Below are 19,978 nucleotides of genomic sequence, written 5' to 3'. Positions count from 1 at the left end.
GTGGCGGATTTCCGCCCAGCCGTCGAATCACATCCTGTAATCTGGCGGATATCCGCCTTGTTCATGCCCATGCAGCGCGGCTACCATCCGTCGTTCTATGGACGGACTTGCCTCTATGCGCGAACGCACCATTGCCAGTCATTTCGCCCGTGCCGCCCTCGGTGGCGCGCAACGGCGTGGCTACGATTATTCGATACTGCTGCAGCAAGTGGGGATCAGCCCCGAGCTGCTCGACGAGCCTCGAGCGCGCATCCCTCCAGAACAGTTCACCCGGCTGATACAGGCACTATGGCTCGCGCTGGACGACGAATACCTGGGTTTCGGCCGGGGCATCAGCAAGCCCGGCAGCTTCGCGATGATGTGTCATGCCGTGATCCATTGCCGCAATCTGGATAAGGCACTGCATCGCGGATTATTGTTTTATAGCCTATTCCCGGACGCCCCGCGCCTGACGCTGACCCGCGAAGACGAAATGATTCGACTGAGTCTGGACGATTCGCAACTCTGGGACCCGGAACATTTCCTCAGCGAATGTCTATTGGTGATCTGGCATCGCTTCGCCAGCTGGTTGATCGGCCAGCGTATTCGACTGGAGCACGCCACGTTCAGCTACCCGCGACCGGAACATGGCGCCGAATACGAGCTGCTGTTCTCGTGCCCGCTCGAGTTTTCGGCACAACAGAGCAGCCTGCTGTTCCACGGCCGCTACCTGAACATGCCACTGCTACAGGACGAACGCACGCTCAAGCAGTTCCTTGAACGCTCGCCTGCCGATCTGTTATCGCGCCCGGACGACGGCCATAGCCTGAGCAGCCAGTTGCGACGCCTGCTCAGTCGCGACCGCTCCCCCTGGCCGGACCTGGAGGCCGTGGCTGAGCACCTGCATATCAGCCCGCAAACGCTACGTCGGCATCTGCGTGAAGAAAACACCAGCTTTCAGGAACTCAAGGACCAGCTACGCCGCGACATTGCCATTTATCACCTGGGCCGCAACGACTTGCCCTTGCAACAGATCGCCGAGCAATTGGGGTTTTCCGAGCCCTCGGCGTTTCACCGGGCATTCAAGAAGTGGACCGGGCTGACGCCGGGGGCTTACCGGGCCAGGGATTTGTAGGAGCCGGCTTGCTGGCGATAGCGTCTGTACGATCGCCATCGCCAGCAAGCCGGCTCCTACAAGATCACGCCAGCGGAAAATGAATACGGAAGGCGGCACCGCCCAAGGGCGAGTCGCCCAGGGTGAGTTTTGCGCTATAGCTTTCGATGATGTCCTTGACCACCGCCAGGCCAATACCCTGTCCTGGATGCTGACGGTCCAGGCGTTCACCGCGCTGCAGGATCCGCGTGCGCTGATCAAGCGGGACGCCTGGGCCATCGTCTTCTACGCATATCTCGATACCATCGAGGGTATGCATGCTGATGCGCACTTCGCTCAGGCACAGTCGATAGGCGTTCTCCAGCAGATTGCCAAGCATTTCCAGCAAGGCGCCCTGCTCGATAGGGACCAGACACTGCGGCGGCAAATCGAAGGTAACCTGTACCTGTTTGTCGCGATAGACCTTGTCCAGCGTATCGCAAAGGCTCTGCAACACCGGTTGCAGGCGTACCTGATGGCGCACCAGTCCGCTCTTGCGCAGGCTGGCGCGTTGCAATTGGTAACCGATCTGTTGGCTCATGCGCTCGATCTGGGTCTGCAGCACCCAGGCCTGATCCCTCTCCTCAGGGCGTTGCGCCATGCCTTCGCTGACCCCCTGCAATACCGCCAATGGGGTTTTCAGGCTATGGGCCAGATCGTCGAGGGAATCGCGATAACGGCTACGCTGTTCACGCTCGCTGTGCAGCAATCGGTTTAAAGAGCCGGTCAGGCGCAGCAGTTCACGTGGGTGTTGCTCGCTCAGGCTTTCACGGGTGCCGCTTTCGATCTCGTCCAGTTCCTGGCTCAGCCGGCGCAACGCCTGCAACCCCCAGGACAAGCCGCCCCATAGCAATGCCAGAAGCACCAGTAATGCCGCGCCGAAACCCAGGTAAAGGTTTTCCCGCAGGCCGCCGAGCGTAGCATCGTATTCACGCGCCGGTTGCAACGCGACGAAGCTGAACGCCGCGTTTTTGCCGCCGAGCAGTTTGACCTCGACGTCATAGACGAAGAATTCCTGGCCCGTGTCCTGGCGAATCCTGGCAAATTCATTACCGCGCCCGTCGTAACGCGGCTTGTAATTGATGTTCTTTACCAGGGTGTCTTTCGAGCGCCAGACTAACTGACCTTCGCGGTTATAGATGTAACCGAGCAAGTTGCCATCGGCCAGGTTGAAGCGCTCGTCGGGCAACTGTTCTGGCATCAGCAAGCGGTCGTCCTCGACCCGTGCAGCAGAGATCAACGTGGTGACGTCCGACGCCAGTCGCTGCTCGATGGCGTCCTGCAGCGCCAGGCTGAACGCTCCCTGCATCGCCGGCAGCAACGCCAGCATGAACAATACTGCGAGGATCGTGGCGGCGAGCATCAGGCGAACGCGAAGAGAACCGATCAAGTGCAACGCTCAGTGAACAGATAGCCCAGGCCACGCACCGTTTCGATTGGCTTGAAACCGGACGGACCTTCAAGTTTTCGACGCAGACGGCCGACCAGCACTTCGATCACGTTCGGATCGCGCTCGTCATCGTCCGGGTAAAGCTGCTCCATCAAACGGTCCTTGGGGACCACCTGCTGATGATGGCGCATCAGATACTCGAGAATCCGGTACTCATACGCGGTCAATGCCAGTGGTTGCTCCTCAAGGGACGCCTGCTTGCGATTAAGGTCCAGCAGCAGCGGCCCGGCAACGATCGTTGACTGGGTAAATCCGCTGGAGCGGCGCAACAAGGCATTCAGCCGAGCTTCCAGTTCTTCAAACTGGAAGGGCTTGACCACATAGTCATCGGCACCGGCAGCAAGGCCTTCAACCTTGTCCTGCCAGTTACCGCGTGCAGTGAGGATCAGGATCGGGAAGGTCTTGCCTTGCGAGCGCAACTGACGGATCAGATCCAGCCCGCCCATGCCCGGCAAGCCGAGATCGATCACCGCCAGGTCGTGGTTGAACTGCTCGGTCTGATACAGCGCATCGACGGCGTTGGCCACGGACTCGACCACATGGCCGCTGTCCGTCAGGCGGGTTTGCAAGTGATGACGCAACAGCGCTTCATCCTCGACAACCAGCAATTTCATGTCGCTCTCCCAGGCAAATCAAATACCCCGGAGGCACGATCGACGCACCTCCATGACTAACAGGCTGCGCCGGAACAATCTCCTGGATTGATCCGGCGCAGCCTGCTGCACACGCTTTTCAGAAAGCATAGTTGGCTGAAAGGTAGGTCTGTGCGCTGCTATTCAAACTCAGCGATCCCTGCTTGCTACCACCTTGTGCGCTCATTTCGGTGCTGGCGTTGCTGCGCAGGTAACGGTACCCCAGTTCAACTGAAGTGTTTTGCGAAACCTGTTGCAGAATGCCTGCCTGTGCGCCAATGGTGTAACCGAAGTTGGTGTCGCGACTGAAGCCTGATGACTCCTGGGTCAATTTGGTCAACCCGGCGGAGGCACCGCCGAATAGCCTGGTGTCAGCACCCAAGGGATGGAACAGATCGTAGCTGCCCAACAGGTTCTCCTGACGCAGTTTAATGCCATTGTGCGAGCCCGACACGTTATCGTACGTGGCGTAGTAACGGCCTTGGCTGTTTTGCTGCCCCACACGCAAGCCCCAGGTGTGGTCCTTGGCAATCACGCCGTCGGCGTTCGGACGGTTGAGATTATCGTTCAAGGCGCTGGACTTTTTGATCTTGTCGCTGGTCTGCCCATAAGTAAGGCTGGCGAAATTGTCGTTGGCACCGAATGCGGCAGTGCTCGCGCCGAAAACGGTGAATGCCAGCAGCAGTTTTTTGATTCCAGTCATGGGTGAAGCTCCTCATAAGTTCGTGCTTGAGTTCGTGTTGTTTTGGCTACGGAGCAAGACTACTCACGCCGCCCTGAACTCACCCTGAACGCGCGCTTAACCTGAGCTGAACCATATCCACCCAGCTGTTTTGATGATTTTCCAGCAGGAAATCCCCCAGGACTACCCAGCATCAAGGCAACCCGGCAAAATGCCCGACATGAATCCTGTCCCCGCCCTGCCCGTCTTCTGCACGCCCCTCGACACCCATTGGCCGCTGCCGCTGGTGCTGCCCGATGCGGTGCTGTTGAGTACCCACTTCGATACGTCGCAACTGCTCAGCGATGATTTCCAGCGCAGCGCCATCGAGGCGCCCGCGAGCATTCAGCGCTCGGTCGCCAAACGCCAGGCAGAATTTCTCGCCGGGCGGATCTGCGCCCGCGCAGCCCTGCAACAACTGGAAGGCCTGAACTTCAGCCCGGCCATCGGCGATGACCGGGCGCCTGTCTGGCCTGCGCACATTACCGGTTCGATCACCCACAGCACCGGTCGGGCCGCGGCGATCGTGGCGAAGAAAAGCCATTGGCGCGGGTTGGGGATGGACATGGAAAACCTGCTCAATGCCGAACGTGCCGAACGGCTGGCCGGGGAAATACTCACCCCGGCGGAACTGCAGCGCATGGCCGCCGGTCATCGCGATCAGCTCGCGTTGCTGGTCACCCTGACGTTTTCAGTGAAGGAGAGCCTGTTCAAGGCGCTCTACCCGATCGTGCGGCAACGTTTCTACTTTGAACACGCCGAGGTGCTGGAGTGGACCGAGTCAGGTGAGGTGCGGTTGCGGTTGCTGACGGACCTGTCCGGTGAATGGCGTAACGGCACCGAGCTGGAGGCGCAGTTCGGGGTCAAGGATGGGCAGTTGTTGAGTCTGGTCAGTATCAAGGCCTGAAAGATATTTGCTGTTTGTCAGGCCCTCTTCGCTGGCAAGCCAGCTCCTACAGGGGATTTGGGGCGCGGGGTCTCAGCGTTTCTCCTGATTGCGCGGCCAGCTCAGGCTGAAACATGCGCCGCCCAGGCTTTTGCTCTTGCCGATCAACGCCCGACCGTCGTGCCAATGGATGATCCGCCGCACGATCGACAATCCCAAGCCATGGCCGCCCGAGGCCCGGGTGCGGCTGTCGTCGAGGCGCAGGAATGGCGTGAAAATTTTCTCCCAGGCCATTTCCGGCACACCCGGCCCGTCATCTTCGACATCCACCCGACAACGTTGCTGCCCCACCTGATAGCTGATGGTGACTCGCGATTGAGCGTGGCGCATGGCATTGGTCACCAGATTCTGCAGCGCCCGGTGCAGGTAGCGCGGCTCGGCCTCGACCCAGGCGTCGTCGCAGTCGGCGGCCGACAGGCACAACCCTCGCTGCACCGTGACCTCGGCGCGCAAGGGCGCCAGCTCATCGATCACCTGATTGACCAAGGCATCCAGATCGATACGCTGAAAATTCAGGGCTGGCGAGCCTTGCTCCAGCCGCGCGTAAGTCAGCATCTCGTCGACCAGGCGGTCGAGGTCCTCGATATCGTGGTCCATGCCTTCGCAGTATTTTTCCAGGTCTTGCGGGGTCTTGGCCGAGCCGATCATTTCCAGGCCAAACCGCAGGCGGGCCACCGGCGTGCGCAATTCGTGGGACACGGCACGCACCAGCTCTCGCTGAATGGCCAGCAGCTGTTGCAGGTGCTCGGCCATGCCGTTGAACGCCGACGCCAGTCGCCCTACCGAGTCTGCACCCCGCGCCGGCACACGGGTTTCCAGGCTGCCCTTGGCGATCCGCGTGGCCGCCGCTTCCAGCCCGCGCAAGCGGCGCTCCAGTTGCCGCACCAGCAGGTAGACGATCAAACCGATCAGGCTCAGCCCCAGTGCGGCAATCAGCACCAGCCACTCCGGCGGATAAGGATTCATCTGGTACAACGGGCCGATTTCCAGCACCCAGGGCGTGCCGACCATGCCGGCGAACACCCGGATCGAATCGCCCTCCTTGCCCAGCGCCATCACGGTGTCACCCTCGGACACCCGACGGCTCTGGTCTTCGTCCATGTCGGCGTCTTCGACCGTGACCAGGCGCAAATCGAAGCCAAACCCCTTGTCCTGTTTCAATTGCGCCAGACGCACCGGTTGCTCGCCCACCGGGTAGCGCACCAGTTCGTCTGCCAGCAGATAGATAGTCGCCCGGGCGAGTTGTTCGCTGATCTGCTGGACTTCACCGGTGAGAACAAGCTGCTCCTGGTCGCTGACCAGTCGATAAACCCTGGCCGCATGCGGGCCGGTCTGCTCCACCAGGGCCTGGCCGCGCAATACCCGGGTGCGCTGGGTGAGGTCGAGGTCGGTCTGGGCAAAGGTTTTCAGCGCGAGCGGAATCCCCAGCAGCCGCTCCCACACCAACAGGGCCCGGCGGCGTTCGGTCTGGTTCATCGGTTGCAGGTTGTCGGCCATCAGCGAAAACGTGCCGTGAGCCAGGCGTTCGCGGTACTGCTCGCCGCGCACCTCATTGAGCAGGTGCAAAGCCAGCACACCGAGCACCGCCACCAGTATCAGCGCGGCACACATGCCGCCGTAGATCCGCAGGAAGATCGAGTTCACAGGGTCGGGTCTACGCAGGCCTCGGGGACAAACAGGTAGCCTTTGCTGCGCACGGTCTTGATCAGCCGCGGATGGTCCGGGTCATCACCGATCTTCGGGCGGATGCGCGAGATGCGCACGTCAATGGAGCGGTCCTGGCCGTCATAGCCGATGCCGCGCAACGCGGTGAAGATTTCTTCCCGGGACAGGATGCGCCCCGCGTTGGCCACCAGCAGCCAAAGCAAATCGAACTCGGCGCTGGTCAGTTCGATGCCGTTGTCGTGCAGCCAGGCTTCGCGCAATGCGTTATCCACCACCAGCGGGCCGAACTGCAGGCGCCGTTGTTTTTCCGGGACGACCTCCGGCGCTTCACTGCGGCGCAGCAAGGCCTGGATGCGCGCCAGCAGCAAACGCGGGCGCACCGGCTTGCACACGTAGTCGTCGGCCCCCAGGTCCAGGCCGAGGATCTGGTCGGTGTCGTCGGTGCGCGCGGTGAGCATCAGGATCGGGCCGTCATACCGGTCGCGAACCTTGCGGCATATGCTCAGGCCGTCTTCGCCCGGCAGCATCAGGTCGAGAATCACCAGGTCCGGTTGTTCCTTGATGATGCGGGCCGCCGCCAAGGCACCATTGCCTTCAATCGAGACACTCAGGCCATTGGCTTGCAGGTAATCGCGCGTCAGTTCGGCCAGACGCTGATCGTCCTCCACAATCAATACCTGCCAGGCTTCTTGCTCCACCGGTGACCTCTACTTGCCAGAACGCTCATAAGGAAGGATCCGCCCGTCTTTTTGTAATGATAGGGGTGGATAAATTGCATACATGCTGACCGATTGTATAAACGTCGCCCACGCAGAACACAAGCCGGTAAATGCGTTCGGACACCCAGGTTTTTTGTGATAGGGTTCGCGCCCTTAAAAACCTGATCAGTCATTTTCGTTCGTTAAAAATCACTGAAAAAAGCTTCAATCCAGCTAGGTCGCGGCCTACACGCCGGTTCCCTCTTTCACACACAATTTACGCACAGTTTATCCACAGGCAGCACGTTGCATTCGCCCCCCAAAACGCATTATCTTGTAGCCAGCGCGTTATAAAATCCCTACATGTAGGGTTTTAAGCTAAAAACCAAACACAAACCGGACAGCAATTTCAAGCGCTTTTCATGCGTCTTTCCGGTTGAACCAAACGTATTTTTCGAAGACCAAACCGCGCGTGCGGATGGCTACTGTATTTCGACCCAAAATGGTGAAAACGGTACGGGTGTTGCAGTCATTACTGACACTTGGAAAGGAATGCGGTATCGAGCAAAGGCTCGCACCTGAACTTCGGCACGGACGGCCTCATTAGCCTTTTTCCTACTGTCCCGAAGTTGTTATGCCCGACACCCACGTCGGTTGTAGTGCTTCAGGACAGAACGGTGGGCACCGTAAAGGTGCCCAAACAAACATAGAGAATGTGGAGACACCCCCATGCAAACCGACACAACTCGCGAGAACCCGCAGGGTACCTTGCCGCAGGCCGCTGATTCGAATTCGGATCTGTCCGCCACCGCGCCTGGTCAATTGCGCGTGATCAAGCGTAACGGCACTGTCGTTCCTTACACCGATGACAAGATCACCGTCGCCATCACCAAAGCGTTTCTCGCAGTTGAGGGCGGCACCGCTGCCGCTTCGTCGCGCATCCACGACACCGTGGCGCGCCTGACCGAACAGGTCACTGCCACCTTCAAGCGTCGCATGCCATCGGGCGGCACCATCCACATCGAAGAAATCCAGGACCAGGTCGAACTGGCCCTGATGCGTGCCGGCGAGCAGAAAGTGGCCCGCGACTACGTGATCTACCGTGACGGTCGCTCGAAAGAACGCGCCGCCCACGCTCCGGTCGAAGCCGCTGTCGACGCTCACCCGTCGATCCGCATCACCCGCGCCGACGGCAGCCTGGCACCGCTGGACATGGGCCGCCTGAACACCATCGTCACCGAAGCGTGCGAAGGCCTGGAAGAAGTCGACGGCGACCTGATCCAGCGCGAAACCCTGAAGAACCTGTACGACGGCGTGGCCCTGACCGACGTCAACACCGCCTTGGTGATGACCGCCCGTACCCTGGTCGAGCGTGAGCCGAACTACTCGTTCGTGACCGCCCGCCTGCTGATGGACACCCTGCGTGCCGAAGGCCTGGGCTTCCTCGGCGTCGCCGAGAGCGCGACCCACCACGAGATGGTCGACCTGTACGCCAAGGCCCTGCCTGCCTACATCGCCAAGGGTATCGAATTCGAATTGCTGAACCCGGTCCTGGCCGACTTCGACCTGGAAAAACTGGGCAAGGCGATCAACCACGAGCGCGACCAGCAGTTCACCTACCTGGGCCTGCAAACCCTGTACGACCGTTACTTCATCCACAAGGATGGCGTGCGTTTCGAACTGCCGCAGATCTTCTTCATGCGCGTGGCCATGGGCCTGGCGATCGAAGAGAAACAGAAAGAAGACCGTGCGATCGAGTTCTACAACCTGTTGTCGTCCTTTGACTACATGTCTTCGACCCCGACCCTGTTCAACGCCGGTACCCTGCGTCCACAGCTGTCGAGCTGCTACCTGACCACCGTGCCGGATGACCTGTCGGGCATCTACCACGCGATCCACGACAACGCCATGCTGTCGAAATTCGCGGGTGGCCTGGGTAACGACTGGACGCCGGTGCGTGCACTGGGTTCGTACATCAAGGGCACCAACGGCAAGTCCCAGGGCGTCGTACCGTTCCTGAAAGTGGTGAACGACACCGCCGTTGCCGTCAACCAGGGTGGCAAGCGCAAAGGCGCTGTGTGTGCCTACCTGGAAACCTGGCACATGGACATCGAGGAGTTCATCGAACTCCGCAAGAACACCGGTGATGACCGCCGTCGTACCCACGACATGAACACCGCCAACTGGATCCCTGACCTGTTCATGAAGCGCGTCTTCGATGACGGCAAGTGGACCCTGTTCTCGCCGTCCGAAGTACCGGACCTGCACGACCTGACCGGCAAGGCTTTCGAAGAGCGCTACGAGTACTACGAAGCGCTGACCGAGTACCCGGGCAAGGTCAAGCTGTTCAAGACCATCCAGGCCAAGGACCTGTGGCGCAAGATGCTGTCCATGCTGTTCGAAACCGGCCACCCATGGCTGACCTTCAAGGACCCGTGCAACCTGCGCAGCCCGCAGCAGCACGTCGGCGTGGTCCACAGCTCGAACCTGTGCACCGAGATCACCTTGAACACCAACAAGGACGAGATCGCCGTTTGCAACCTGGGCTCGATCAACTTGCCGAACCACATCGTCAACGGCAAGTTGGACACCGCCAAGCTGGAACGCACCGTGAACACCGCCGTGCGCATGCTCGATAACGTTATCGACATCAACTACTACTCGGTGCCACAAGCGAAGAACTCCAACTTCAAGCACCGTCCGGTCGGCCTGGGCATCATGGGCTTCCAGGACGCCTTGTACCTGCAGCACATTCCTTACGGTTCCGACGCAGCCGTCGAGTTCGCCGACAAGTCGATGGAAGCGGTCAGCTACTACGCGATCCAGGCATCCTGCGACCTGGCTGACGAGCGTGGCGCCTACGAGACGTTCCAGGGTTCGCTGTGGTCCAAGGGCATCCTGCCACTGGATTCGCAACAAATCCTGATCGAAGCCCGTGGCCAGAAGTACATCGATGTCGACCTGAAGGAATCCCTGGACTGGGCACCGGTTCGCGCCCGTGTACAGAAAGGTATCCGTAACTCGAACATCATGGCCATCGCACCGACCGCGACCATCGCCAACATCACTGGCGTTTCGCAGTCGATCGAACCGACCTACCAGAACCTGTATGTGAAATCGAACCTGTCGGGCGAATTCACCGTGATCAACCCGTACCTGGTTCGCGACCTGAAGGCTCGCGGTCTGTGGGACTCGGTCATGATCAACGACCTGAAGTACTACGACGGTTCGGTGCAGCAGATCGAGCGCATCCCGCAAGAACTCAAGGAGCTCTACGCGACTGCCTTCGAAGTGGACACCAAGTGGATCGTTGACGCGGCCAGCCGTCGTCAGAAGTGGATCGACCAGGCTCAGTCGCTGAACCTGTACATCGCCGGTGCTTCGGGCAAGAAGCTGGACGTGACCTACCGCATGGCCTGGTACCGTGGTCTGAAAACCACTTACTACCTCCGTGCCCTGGCCGCGACCAGCACCGAGAAGTCGACCATCAACACCGGTAAGCTGAACGCTGTTTCCAGCGGCGGCAACCACGGTGATGATTCGGTCCTGGCAGCTCCAGCAGGTCCAGCTCCAGTGCCGAAGGCTTGCGCCATCGACGAGCCGGATTGCGAAGCTTGCCAATAAGCTGAACCGGTAACACCAAACCCCCGACAGGCCCCTGGCTTGTCGGGGGTTTTCTTTTGCCCATGAAAAAGATCGCAGCCTCGATCCCTGTAGGAGCTGTCTCGCGAAGCGAGGCTGCGATCTTTTGATCATCGAGTAGGAGGCGGATTTACATCCGCCGTCCTCTCACACCACCGTACGTACGGTTCCGTATACGGCGGTTCAGGTTACACGGCTAAGCCGGTTTATCGTATCCAGTATCGAGACCAAACCGAGTCGATCCCAGAGTTTCTTCGGCAGCGCCTGATTCATATGTGACGCTCCCGAGTTCCACCAAGGGCCCTGCCCATTGGACGCCGATCTACGAGCGCGTCCTTCGTCGATCCCCAGACGCATCAGGTTACGCGCCCTGGTTGAGGGCTGCTGCCATTGGCGCCAGAGCATGCAGCGCAGTTTGTGGCGCACCCAGCCGTCCAACTCCTCAAGGGGTCGCTTGCTTTGACTGAGCTTGAAGTAACCAGCCCACCCGCGCAGTACAGGGTTGATCCGCTCGATGACGCTCGCCATCTTGCAGCCCTGCGCTCCGCGCAGCAGGTCTCTAAGCCGGTCGCGCAAGCGTCCCAGGCTCATCAAAGCTACTCTCAGTCTCGGCTGCTGATGCCAGCTCATCCCGTAACCCAGGTAATCGCACATCCAGGATCCGGCTACCCGGCTCTTGTCCCGGTTCAGCGTCAATTTAAGGCGCTGGTTCAGGAGCCGCTCCACGCCGGCCATCACTCGTTCGCCCGCACGGCGACTGCGCACATAAATGTTCGCATCGTCGGCGTAGCGCACGAAGCGATGGCCCCGTCGCTCCAATTCGCGATCGAGTTCGTTGAGCAGGATGTTCGACAGCAACGGCGAGAGCGGGCCGCCTTGCGGCGTCCCTTCCTGCCGTCGGCTGGCAAGACCACCTGACATCGTCCCCGCTTCGAGGTAGCGACGGATCAGCGTGAGCACACGTTTGTCTTCGATTTGACGCTCGATGTAGGCCATCAATACATCGTGGTTGACCCGATCAAAGAACTTCTCCAGATCCAGTTCCACGCACCAGCGGTGACCCGCTGCCACGTGGGCACGGGCTGTTTCGATGGCTTGATGAGCGCTTCTGCCCGGACGAAAACCGTAGCTGTAGTCCGAGAACAACGGATCGAAGATCGGCGTGAGCTGTTGCAGCAGGGCCTGTTGGATCAGGCGATCCACGACGCAGGGGATTCCCAGCTGTCTTGTTCCGCCTTTGGGTTTGGGGATTTCGACGGCGCGTACACCTTGCGGGTGATACTCGTCGGCCAGCAACCGAGCCTTGAGGATCGGCCAATACTGTTTCACGTAGCCCGCCAATTCGTCGACCGTCATGCCATCGGCACCCGGCGCGCCCTTGTTGCTGACTACGCGTTGATACGCACGCTTGAGATTGGCGGGTGCAAGCACCCGCGCCATCAGCGTGTCCGGCTCCGCGTTCGTCCACGTCACAGACGCCGTCGATGCTTGCGCCCTGTCAGCCGTCATCCTCGGATACCGTCCGGGACCTGGGGTAACAGTTTTCTCTTGGAGAATATTCTGCGTTTCAGCATTCGACGAGACTCTGACGCCTACTGGCGGCATAACCTGTTCGGCCCTTCATCGACCCGGTTTCGGCGATTACTACGGCTTCGGCTGACTTCTGCACGCTCATCCCGTCGCCTCTCGACGCTCGGTAGCACAGTGGCAAACGTGCAGATCTCCCAGGGTAATTCGCGCGACCTTCCTGCTTATGCCTGTCGGATATACGTCACAGCGTTCCGTGCAAGTATTGGGCTTTGGCAATTTTGGCTACCTTACCCCGCTGCACCGCCTAATCCGCTTCCTGTTCGTCAGGCCAGCATTTTGCCTCGGGCTTCCTTCAGATTCGCAGTCGCCCGCGACACCCTTGCCTCTGGCTAACACTTCCCCTTGCCGGGTGTGTAGAGGACTTTCACCTCCAAGTCACCAGCGTGGCCACCACAGCCAAGCTGGTTGCGCTTGCGCGCAACGCGCCATGCCTGGCGCACCAAAAAAAAACCCCTCTTGCGAGGGGCTCCTTGTGCAGGCTTTCAACCACCCCGCATCAAGCCATCTGAATGATGGTCTGCATGATGGTGCTCTGGGTCGAGATGGTCTTGGCGTTCGCCTGGTAGTTGCTCTGCGCCTTGATCAGGTCGACCAGTTCGTTGGTCACGTTGACGTTGGACTCCTCCAGGGAGTTGGAGTGGATTTCACCCAAACTCCCGGTTTGCGGAGCATCGTAGCCCGGAATACCCGAACTGTAGGTTTCTTTCCAACTGGAGCCGCCCACTGGCTGCAGACCTTGCTCGTTGGTGAAACTGGCCAATGCGAACTGACCGATCGGCTTGGTCTGGTAGTTACTGAAGTTGGCCAGCATGACGCCGCTGCCGTCGATGGTCAGGTTGGTGATCTCGCCAGTGGCGTAGCCGTTTTGTGCCGGAATGGAACGCGCGGTATCGGCGTTGAACTGGGAGGTGCTGCCCATGGCGATGGTCAGGCCCGCCGGGTCGGCGGATGCGCCGTTGGCTGCCCAGACACCATTGGTCACTTTGCCCGGAACCCAGTTGGTGATCTTCAGATCAGGGCTGACGACTGGAGGAGTACCCGGAGTGGTAACCGAAACCAGCTTGCCGCTAGTATCGAACGCCATGACGGAAGCCACCGGAGGGGTCGTCTTCGGGTCGCTGCCATCAGGATTTCGACCATCAATCAGGGTGTAGGTGCTCCAGGTATTCGGACCAGTCTTGACCATGTACTGGTCCATCGAATGCTGGTTGCCCTGGGTGTCGAAAACCGGGGTAGTGAACTGCTTGCTGTAGGATGCCGTCTTGCTCGGGTCGAACGGGTTTGCCACGACGTCGATCACATCGGACGTAGAGTTCAAGTTGATCGTCGACGATACGGTCGTGGTGGCTTTCGGCGCCAGGTTCGACGTATCGATACGCAGGTCGGTCAACACGCCGTTGATGATCTTGCCGTCGGCATCCACACCGTAACCCTGCACTCGCGCCGAATAATCGGTGTTGGTGACGTAGCCGTCCTTGTCGACCTTGAACGTACCGGCACGGGTATAGGATAACGAACCGTTGTTGTTCAGTACGAAAAAGCCCGAACCGTTGATGCCCACGTCCAGCACGCTGCCAGTGCCGCTGCTGACATCGCCCTGGGTAAATTGCTGGGAAACGTTGGCCAGGCGCACACCGCTGCCGACGGTCTTGTTACCTGTGCCCAGTTTGGTGGACGAGTACACGTCCGAAAATTCCGCACGGGACGATTTGAATCCGACGGTTGCGACGTTGGCGATGTTGTTACCGGTTACGTCCAGTTGCTTGTTGGCGGCATAGAGACCGCTAAGGCCGATGTTGAAAGACATAGTCCACTCCGTTGTGCCGGGTTAGTCGGCTCTATATACCAATGGTTTGCACTTTGGACAGGGCGATACTGCCCAGCCCAGCCAGATTGAGCATCAATTCACCGCCGGTCTGGCTGAGAGTCACGCTGGTGACGGTTGCTGGCAGGTTGGTGATCAGCGCAACGCTCTGTTCATCGATGGTGGTCGCTGCGGCAAAGGTGTAAGTCCCCACCGGGGCCACGTTACCGGCATCGTCCTTGCCATCCCAGGTGAAGCTGGCATTGCCGGCCTTCTGATCAGTCAGCTCGATAGTGCGAACGACCTTGCCATCCTTGTCGGTAACTTTCACCGTGGCCGAGGCTACGGATTGAGGCAACACGACCGCCCCGGTCATGCCCTTCGTTGTATCGACCACTGCCTTGTCGCCCGGCGCAATGACCGAACGGCCAACCAGTGACGAAGCTTGCAATGCCTGTGATGAGCCGAAGGCGCCAGCAATGCCGCTCACGGTACCGTTGAGCGTGGTGATGCCTTCAAGGCTACTGAATTGTGCCAACTGCGCCACGAACTCGCCGTTGTCCTGCGGTTCCAGCGGATTCTGGTTTTTCAATTGCGTGACCAGCAATTGCAGGAACGCATCCTTGCCCAAGGCCTTTTTACCCGAAGCGCTACCCGCCGCTGACGCCAGACTATCGTCTGTCTTGGTCTTTACCGCGGAGTTGGCCAGGATATCGTTGATATTCAAACCACTGGTGGTATCGGTAACACTCATCTGAGTCGCCCCTTATCACTGACCGAGGGTCAGGACCTTCTGCATCATGGTCTTGGCGGTATTCATCATTTCGGCGTTGGTCTGGAACGAACGGCTCGCGGAAATCATGTCAGCCATTTCTTCCACCACGTTGACGTTCGGGTAGTAGACATAGCCCTTGGCATCGGCGGCCGGATGGTTCGGCTCATAGCGTGCTTCAAGGTTGCTCTGGTCTTCGACCACGCCCAGCACCTGAACGCCTTGACCGGCCGCGTCCTGGTTCTGGAACAGAGAATCGCTGCCACCAGCCTGGCCGCCCTGGAACATGGTGGCGAACACCGGGTGACGCGCACGGTAGGTCTGGTCGATGCTCGAGGAGACAGTCTCGGCGTTGGCGATGTTCGAGGCCACGGTGTTCAAGCGCGTGGTCTGGGCACTCATGCCGCTACCGGCAATGTTGAAAACACTGGACAGGGACATGACTTACTCTCCGCGCAGGGCTGACACCAGCCCTTTGAATTTGCTGTTGAGCAGGGTGAAGCTGGCCTGGAAGTTGACCGAGTTTTCCGCGTAGTTCGACTGTTCCAGCTGGGCGTCCACGGTGTTCTGGTCGATCGACGGTTGCATCGGCGTGCGGTACATCAGCGACTCGTCGCCATTGCCCAAGCCCTGGGCTTCGATATGACGGTTGTTGGTCATGTTCAGGGCGAAGGTGCCGTTTTTGGCCTTGTCGTTCTGCGCCTCGAGTACTTTCGAGAACTCCAGGTCCCGCGCCTTGTAGTTCGGGGTGTCGGCGTTGGCAATGTTGTTGGCCAGGACTTCGGCACGCTGGGCGCGGAAGCCCAGGGCCTTTTCGTGAATACCGAGCGCTTTATCGAAGCTGATGCTCATGTCGGGAAACCTTTGGGTGACCTGATTTTTCGTAGGATGGACATAGCAAGCGTCATGCCAATCCAGAAAACCCCGTAAACCGGGGCTTTGCTGGCATTGGCCCCGGCGGCAACGACAGAAAAGCGGCAACCGGCTTCCGCTGGATGCCGCTTTTCTGCCGCTTGCCTCTGCTTACGAAGACGCCAACCTACCCTGTGGGAGCGAGCTTGCTCGTGATGACGGTGTGACAGTTCGCATTGATGTCGACTGACATGACGCCATCGCGAGCAAGCTCGCTCCCACAGAGGTCATGCGGTGCCTGTGAGAAATCATCAGGGACAAAAAACGGGAGGCCCTGAGGACTCCCGTTATTTTTGCAACACCAACGATTCATTTCGCCTGGTAAATAATCCCCGGGCTGCACTGGACCATCTGGTAATGATCCGGCAATCCGTTCAACGCTTCTGAAGCACCGAGGAACAGATAACCGCCGGGCTTCAACGTGCTGTGAATACGCAACAGGATGTCCTTCTTCACTTCGGCGGAGAAGTAGATCAGCACGTTGCGACAGAACACGATGTCGAACTTGCCAAGGCTCGCGTAGCTGTCCAGCAGGTTGAACGAACGAAACTCGACCCGGCTCTTGATTGGCGCCTTGATCGCCCAGCGCCCCGGCCCTTTCGGGTCGAAATAACGCTGCAGGCGTTCGGGAGACAGGCCGCGACCTATGGCCAGGCTGTCGTACTCGCCCGTCTTGCAGTTGTTCAACATGGTGCCCGACAGGTCGGTGGCCACAATCTGCACGCCCATCCTCAACTGCCCTGGATTGAACCGCTCGAACTCATCAATGGACATCGACAGCGAATACGGTTCCTGACCCGACGAGCACGCCGCCGACCAGATCCGCAGACGCTGGCCGGGACTGGCCTTGATCGCTTCAGGCAGCACCTTGTTCTTCAATACTTCAAACGGATAGGTGTCCCGAAACCACAAGGTTTCGTTGGTCGTCATCGCATCCACGACCATCTCGCGCAATCCGCTGCGCGGCTGGGTCTGGATGCGCTGGACCAGTTCACCCAGGGACTTGATGCCCTGCTGCTCCATCAGTTTGTTGAGACGGCTGGAGACCAGATACTGCTTGTTTTCACCGAGCAAAATGCCACAGGCTTTTTCCAGGAACACCCGGAACTGTTCGAAATCCAAATTACCCGTAGACAATGCTGCCGCCTCTAAAATCGTGTGACTGCCGGGGGCCGAACGCCCCTAGCTGATGTCTGCTGCCTTGATCCGGTCGACTACCCGGGATGCCAGGTCATCAGGACGGAACTTGGCCAGGAAGTCATCGGCACCGACCTTCCTCACCATCGCCTGATTGAACACACCTGACAACGAAGTATGCAGGATGATATGAAGCTTTTGCATGCGCGGGTCGTTGCGGATCTCGGCCGTGAGGGTGTACCCGTCCATTTCCGGCATCTCGATGTCGGAAATCATCATCAGGAATTCCTCTTCCGGCCGCTTGCCCTCGTCGACCAGTTTGCGCAGGTAATCCAGCGCTTGCCGGCCGTCGTTCAACGCCACCACTTCAACACCGACCGTTTGCAGGCAACGGGTGACCTGCTTGCGCGCCACCGACGAGTCATCGACCGTCAGCACGCGCAAGGAGAGCGCCTTGTGCTGGGTCTCGACATCCACCACCCCGGCTGAAATCGCTTCCGGGGTCGGCGCTACTTCCGCCAGCACCTTCTCGACGTCGATGATTTCGACCAACTGGTTGTCGACCCGAGTCACCGCCGTCAGGTAGTGATCGCGCCCCGTGCCCTTGGGTGGCGGATGAATCTCCTCCCAATTCATGTTGACGATGCGTTCCACCGAGCGCACCAGGAATCCCTGGGTCTTGGTGTTGTACTCCGTGATGATCACGAAAGGGTTGCCCTTGTCCTTCAAGCCACCGGAACCGGTCGCCATCGCCAGATCAAGGATCGGAATGGTCGCCCCCCGAATATTCGCCACGCCACACACGACAGGACTGGACTTGGGCATCAACGTCAGCTTGGGGCATTGCAACACCTCCCGCACCTTGAACACGTTGATCCCATACAGCTGCTGGCCGTCGAGACGGAACAACAGCAACTCAAGGCGATTCTGCCCCACCAGTTGCGTGCGCTGGTTTACCGAATCCATTACACCAGCCATGCCTGACTCCTACGCCAACGCCAAGTGTTGTTGCGACGCGCCTTCTGCACTAAACGGCACGGCGCTTGCTTTTTATCTGTCATGAACACAGAACCGACATTTTTCCGCCGCCTGACCACTCCCTGCCGCCAATGGCTCGGGATGTTGTCGGCTGTTTGCCTGTTCAACGCTGGCAGCCCTGCCCTTGCTGACGCGGTTACCTTGCCTGACATGCTTATCGGCGTCACCCAGGGCTTTCTTGAATTCACCGTAGAGGACTATCTGGCGACGAGTCAAACCCAGGGTCGCTACGAAATCCAGGTGAACCCGCTCGATCCGCGCCTGCGCATGCCCATGTGCGACAAGGAATTGACAGCCACCCTGGAGAGTCCAGCCAAGCCTTTGGGCCGCGTAACGGTCAAGGTTCGCTGCGAAGGAACATCCCCCTGGACCGTGTTCGTACCCGCTCAAGTACGCCTGTTTCGCGAGGTCGTCACCACCACCCGGCCCCTGCGTCGTGCCGGCATTGTCGAACCGCAGGACGTCATGCTGCGTGAGCGCGATATCAGCCTGCTCAACCAGGGTTACCTGACGGACGTGGACCAGGCCATCGGGCAACGACTTACCCGACCAATGGTCAATGATCAGGTCATCAGCCTGGTGCACATCGAACAGGCGGAAGTCATACGCAAGGGTGACCAGGTGGTGATTACCGCCCGCAGCGGTACGCTCAGCGTGCGCATGCCCGGCGAGGCATTGGCCGGTGGCGGCCTGAGCGAACAGATTCGAGTCAAGAACCTCAATTCCAAACGGGTCATCAAGGCGCAGATCATCGCGCCGGGCCAGGTGGAAGTGTCCATGTAGGGCTCACTGGGGGTGAAGAAGTGGCGCCGACCTCGACGCTTCCCTAAACTGTGTGCCAGGCACGGCAAGCGCTGGCGCGCGCAAGCTCATTTTGATAAATGAGCCTAAAGTTTTTCAGGAAACGGCCGAAAACATGGCAAGCGTCCAAATTCCCAGAGGTTTTTTACCATGGTCATCGATTTCAGCCGATTGAACAGCTCCTCGTCACTCACGGGCAGTACACGTACCACCGCCAAGGAAACTGCCGAAACCGGCAAGTCTGCCGAGCCCAATACCCCGGCCGAACAGGCCAATACCGTCAAAAGCGGCGAATCGGTACATCTGAGCAATGAGGCGCAACAGTTGCAGAAGATCACCGATACGCTGCGCGATCAGCCTGCCGTCGACAAGTCCCGAGTGGCCGAGTTGAAAGCAGCCATCGCCGATGGCAGCTATAAAGTCGACAGCAACCGTGTAGCCAGCAAACTGCTCAACTTCGAAGCCCAGCGCTAAGCCTCGGCCCGCGCCAGGCTTTTGGACGCTTAAACCCCAAGGCCAGCCATGCACGACACTAATTTACTGCAACTGATCACCGACGACCTTGCTCCAGCGCAACGCTTGCTGGAGTTACTGCGCACCGAATCCCTCGCCCTGCATGGCCGCGACATGCAGTTGCTGGAAGAGATTCTGGCGCAGAAGCAGGCAATGATCATCGAGCTCGAACAGCATGGCCGCAAACGCAGTGAGCTTCTCGCCAGTCTCAACCTGCCAGCCAATCGCAGCGGCCTGGAGCAACTGGCCAGCCAATCGAGCGTTGGCGAAGCGCTGCTGGCGCAAAGTGATGTGTTGACCGACCTTCTGGCTCAATGCCACGCCGCCAACGCCAACAATGGACAATCGATCCTGGCACAGCAGGCTGCCACGGCTACCCAGCTGAGAATCCTTAATGGCGGTGAACAACCCGCGCTCTATGACGCCAGTGGATCATTCTCCAGGCTTGTGAAACCACGTCCGCTCAGTCAGGCTTGAGCCTGTCGATAAGCACGCTCTATCAAGACGCGAAACATACTGGCAAAA

General features: G+C 59.3%; 18 protein-coding genes. 6 read left to right on the top strand and 12 right to left on the bottom strand.

Translation table 11 applies throughout. From position 1 onward, the window contains the following. Positions 1-115: 115 nt before the first annotated feature. Positions 116-1,114, top strand: coding sequence for an AraC family transcriptional regulator (locus SOP95_RS20635; RefSeq protein WP_323608129.1), 999 nt, complete (start codon positions 116-118; stop codon positions 1,112-1,114). Between the two features lie 64 nt (positions 1,115-1,178). Here SOP95_RS20635 and SOP95_RS20630 read toward each other — a convergent pair whose 3' ends face one another. The 3 genes from SOP95_RS20630 to SOP95_RS20620 form a co-directional block, all read right to left on the bottom strand. Beyond that, entirely contained in the window at positions 1,179-2,522 is a 1,344-nt protein-coding gene (locus tag SOP95_RS20630) for an ATP-binding protein (protein ID WP_274072902.1), read from the bottom strand. Further along, positions 2,519-3,196, bottom strand: coding sequence for a response regulator transcription factor (locus tag SOP95_RS20625; RefSeq protein ID WP_274072901.1), 678 nt, complete (start codon positions 3,194-3,196; stop codon positions 2,519-2,521). Before SOP95_RS20625 ends, SOP95_RS20630 begins: the two co-directional genes overlap by 4 nt. A 118-nt stretch (positions 3,197-3,314) precedes the next feature. Further along, positions 3,315-3,917 (bottom strand): hypothetical protein, encoded by a 603-nt coding sequence (locus SOP95_RS20620; protein WP_274072900.1) that lies wholly within the window; start codon positions 3,915-3,917, stop codon positions 3,315-3,317. A 199-nt stretch (positions 3,918-4,116) separates the two neighbouring features. On the opposite strand from SOP95_RS20620, the gene SOP95_RS20615 reads away from it, so the two are divergent. Continuing rightward, positions 4,117-4,842 carry a 4'-phosphopantetheinyl transferase family protein gene (locus SOP95_RS20615; RefSeq protein WP_323608128.1) on the top strand — a complete coding sequence of 242 codons (726 nt, stop codon included), beginning with the start codon at positions 4,117-4,119 and terminating at the stop codon, positions 4,840-4,842. A 72-nt stretch (positions 4,843-4,914) separates the two neighbouring features. Here SOP95_RS20615 and SOP95_RS20610 read toward each other — a convergent pair whose 3' ends face one another. Together SOP95_RS20610 and SOP95_RS20605 are read right to left on the bottom strand one after the other, a co-directional pair. Further along, positions 4,915-6,525, bottom strand: a complete 1,611-nt coding sequence (locus SOP95_RS20610) for an ATP-binding protein (RefSeq protein ID WP_274072898.1) — start codon at positions 6,523-6,525, stop codon at positions 4,915-4,917. Further along, positions 6,522-7,244: a winged helix-turn-helix domain-containing protein gene (locus SOP95_RS20605; RefSeq protein ID WP_323608127.1), complete on the bottom strand. Its 723-nt coding sequence runs from the start codon at positions 7,242-7,244 to the stop codon at positions 6,522-6,524. The genes SOP95_RS20610 and SOP95_RS20605 overlap by 4 nt, the downstream gene beginning before the upstream one ends. 729 nt (positions 7,245-7,973) lie before the next feature. Between SOP95_RS20605 and SOP95_RS20600 the strand changes: the two genes are divergently transcribed. After that, entirely contained in the window at positions 7,974-10,868 is a 2,895-nt protein-coding gene (locus SOP95_RS20600; RefSeq protein WP_274072896.1) for a ribonucleoside-diphosphate reductase subunit alpha, read from the top strand. 201 nt (positions 10,869-11,069) lie between these two features. Here the strand turns inward: SOP95_RS20600 and ltrA are convergent, their stop codons facing one another. The 7 genes from ltrA to SOP95_RS20565 form a co-directional block, all read right to left on the bottom strand. Beyond that, a complete protein-coding gene (gene ltrA, locus SOP95_RS20595; RefSeq protein ID WP_323608126.1) occupies positions 11,070-12,491 on the bottom strand; it encodes a group II intron reverse transcriptase/maturase in 1,422 nt (473 codons plus the stop codon). Between the two features lie 481 nt (positions 12,492-12,972). Then, entirely contained in the window at positions 12,973-14,283 is a 1,311-nt protein-coding gene (gene flgE / locus SOP95_RS20590; RefSeq protein ID WP_323608125.1) for a flagellar hook protein FlgE, read from the bottom strand. A gap of 31 nt (positions 14,284-14,314) precedes the next feature. Further along, positions 14,315-15,034 carry a flagellar hook assembly protein FlgD gene (gene flgD, locus SOP95_RS20585; RefSeq protein WP_274078103.1) on the bottom strand — a complete coding sequence of 240 codons (720 nt, stop codon included), beginning with the start codon at positions 15,032-15,034 and terminating at the stop codon, positions 14,315-14,317. A 15-nt stretch (positions 15,035-15,049) separates the two neighbouring features. Continuing rightward, entirely contained in the window at positions 15,050-15,493 is a 444-nt protein-coding gene (gene flgC / locus SOP95_RS20580; protein WP_042607186.1) for a flagellar basal body rod protein FlgC, read from the bottom strand. A gap of 3 nt (positions 15,494-15,496) precedes the next feature. Further along, positions 15,497-15,904 carry a flagellar basal body rod protein FlgB gene (gene flgB, locus SOP95_RS20575; protein WP_274078104.1) on the bottom strand — a complete coding sequence of 136 codons (408 nt, stop codon included), beginning with the start codon at positions 15,902-15,904 and terminating at the stop codon, positions 15,497-15,499. A gap of 369 nt (positions 15,905-16,273) precedes the next feature. Beyond that, a complete protein-coding gene (gene cheR, locus SOP95_RS20570; protein WP_046817752.1) occupies positions 16,274-17,101 on the bottom strand; it encodes a protein-glutamate O-methyltransferase CheR in 828 nt (275 codons plus the stop codon). A 45-nt stretch (positions 17,102-17,146) separates the two neighbouring features. After that, positions 17,147-18,079 carry a chemotaxis protein CheV gene (locus SOP95_RS20565; protein ID WP_274078105.1) on the bottom strand — a complete coding sequence of 311 codons (933 nt, stop codon included), beginning with the start codon at positions 18,077-18,079 and terminating at the stop codon, positions 17,147-17,149. An 81-nt stretch (positions 18,080-18,160) separates the two neighbouring features. Between SOP95_RS20565 and flgA the strand changes: the two genes are divergently transcribed. The 3 genes from flgA to SOP95_RS20550 all read left to right on the top strand — a co-directional run bounded on the left by flgA (position 18,161) and on the right by SOP95_RS20550 (position 19,930). Next, positions 18,161-18,922 (top strand): flagellar basal body P-ring formation chaperone FlgA, encoded by a 762-nt coding sequence (flgA, locus tag SOP95_RS20560; RefSeq protein ID WP_323608124.1) that lies wholly within the window; start codon positions 18,161-18,163, stop codon positions 18,920-18,922. 168 nt (positions 18,923-19,090) lie between these two features. Continuing rightward, a complete protein-coding gene (gene flgM, locus SOP95_RS20555; protein WP_274078107.1) occupies positions 19,091-19,414 on the top strand; it encodes a flagellar biosynthesis anti-sigma factor FlgM in 324 nt (107 codons plus the stop codon). A gap of 48 nt (positions 19,415-19,462) precedes the next feature. After that, a complete protein-coding gene (locus SOP95_RS20550) occupies positions 19,463-19,930 on the top strand; it encodes a flagella synthesis protein FlgN (protein WP_274078108.1) in 468 nt (155 codons plus the stop codon). Positions 19,931-19,978: the final 48 nt, after the last annotated feature.

This window comes from Pseudomonas sp. YuFO8, assembly GCF_035065025.1.
Lineage (GTDB): Bacteria > Pseudomonadota > Gammaproteobacteria > Pseudomonadales > Pseudomonadaceae > Aquipseudomonas > Aquipseudomonas putida_AE.
This window is presented reverse-complemented; position numbering and strand designations above follow the sequence as displayed.

Excerpts from the sequence above, each read along its gene's own strand:
- SOP95_RS20635 (WP_323608129.1), top strand. The coding sequence starts at position 116 with ATGCGCGAACGCACCATTGCCAGTCATTTCGCCCGTGCCGCCCTCGGT.
- SOP95_RS20625 (WP_274072901.1), bottom strand. The coding sequence starts at position 3,196 with ATGAAATTGCTGGTTGTCGAGGATGAAGCGCTGTTGCGTCATCACTTG.
- SOP95_RS20620 (WP_274072900.1), bottom strand. The coding sequence starts at position 3,917 with ATGACTGGAATCAAAAAACTGCTGCTGGCATTCACCGTTTTCGGCGCG.
- SOP95_RS20615 (WP_323608128.1), top strand. The coding sequence starts at position 4,117 with ATGAATCCTGTCCCCGCCCTGCCCGTCTTCTGCACGCCCCTCGACACC.
- SOP95_RS20600 (WP_274072896.1), top strand. The coding sequence starts at position 7,974 with ATGCAAACCGACACAACTCGCGAGAACCCGCAGGGTACCTTGCCGCAG.
- ltrA (WP_323608126.1), bottom strand. The coding sequence starts at position 12,491 with ATGCCGCCAGTAGGCGTCAGAGTCTCGTCGAATGCTGAAACGCAGAAT.
- flgE (WP_323608125.1), bottom strand. The coding sequence starts at position 14,283 with ATGTCTTTCAACATCGGCCTTAGCGGTCTCTATGCCGCCAACAAGCAA.
- flgD (WP_274078103.1), bottom strand. The coding sequence starts at position 15,034 with ATGAGTGTTACCGATACCACCAGTGGTTTGAATATCAACGATATCCTG.
- flgC (WP_042607186.1), bottom strand. The coding sequence starts at position 15,493 with ATGTCCCTGTCCAGTGTTTTCAACATTGCCGGTAGCGGCATGAGTGCC.
- flgB (WP_274078104.1), bottom strand. The coding sequence starts at position 15,904 with ATGAGCATCAGCTTCGATAAAGCGCTCGGTATTCACGAAAAGGCCCTG.
- SOP95_RS20565 (WP_274078105.1), bottom strand. The coding sequence starts at position 18,079 with ATGGCTGGTGTAATGGATTCGGTAAACCAGCGCACGCAACTGGTGGGG.
- flgA (WP_323608124.1), top strand. The coding sequence starts at position 18,161 with ATGAACACAGAACCGACATTTTTCCGCCGCCTGACCACTCCCTGCCGC.
- flgM (WP_274078107.1), top strand. The coding sequence starts at position 19,091 with ATGGTCATCGATTTCAGCCGATTGAACAGCTCCTCGTCACTCACGGGC.
- SOP95_RS20550 (WP_274078108.1), top strand. The coding sequence starts at position 19,463 with ATGCACGACACTAATTTACTGCAACTGATCACCGACGACCTTGCTCCA.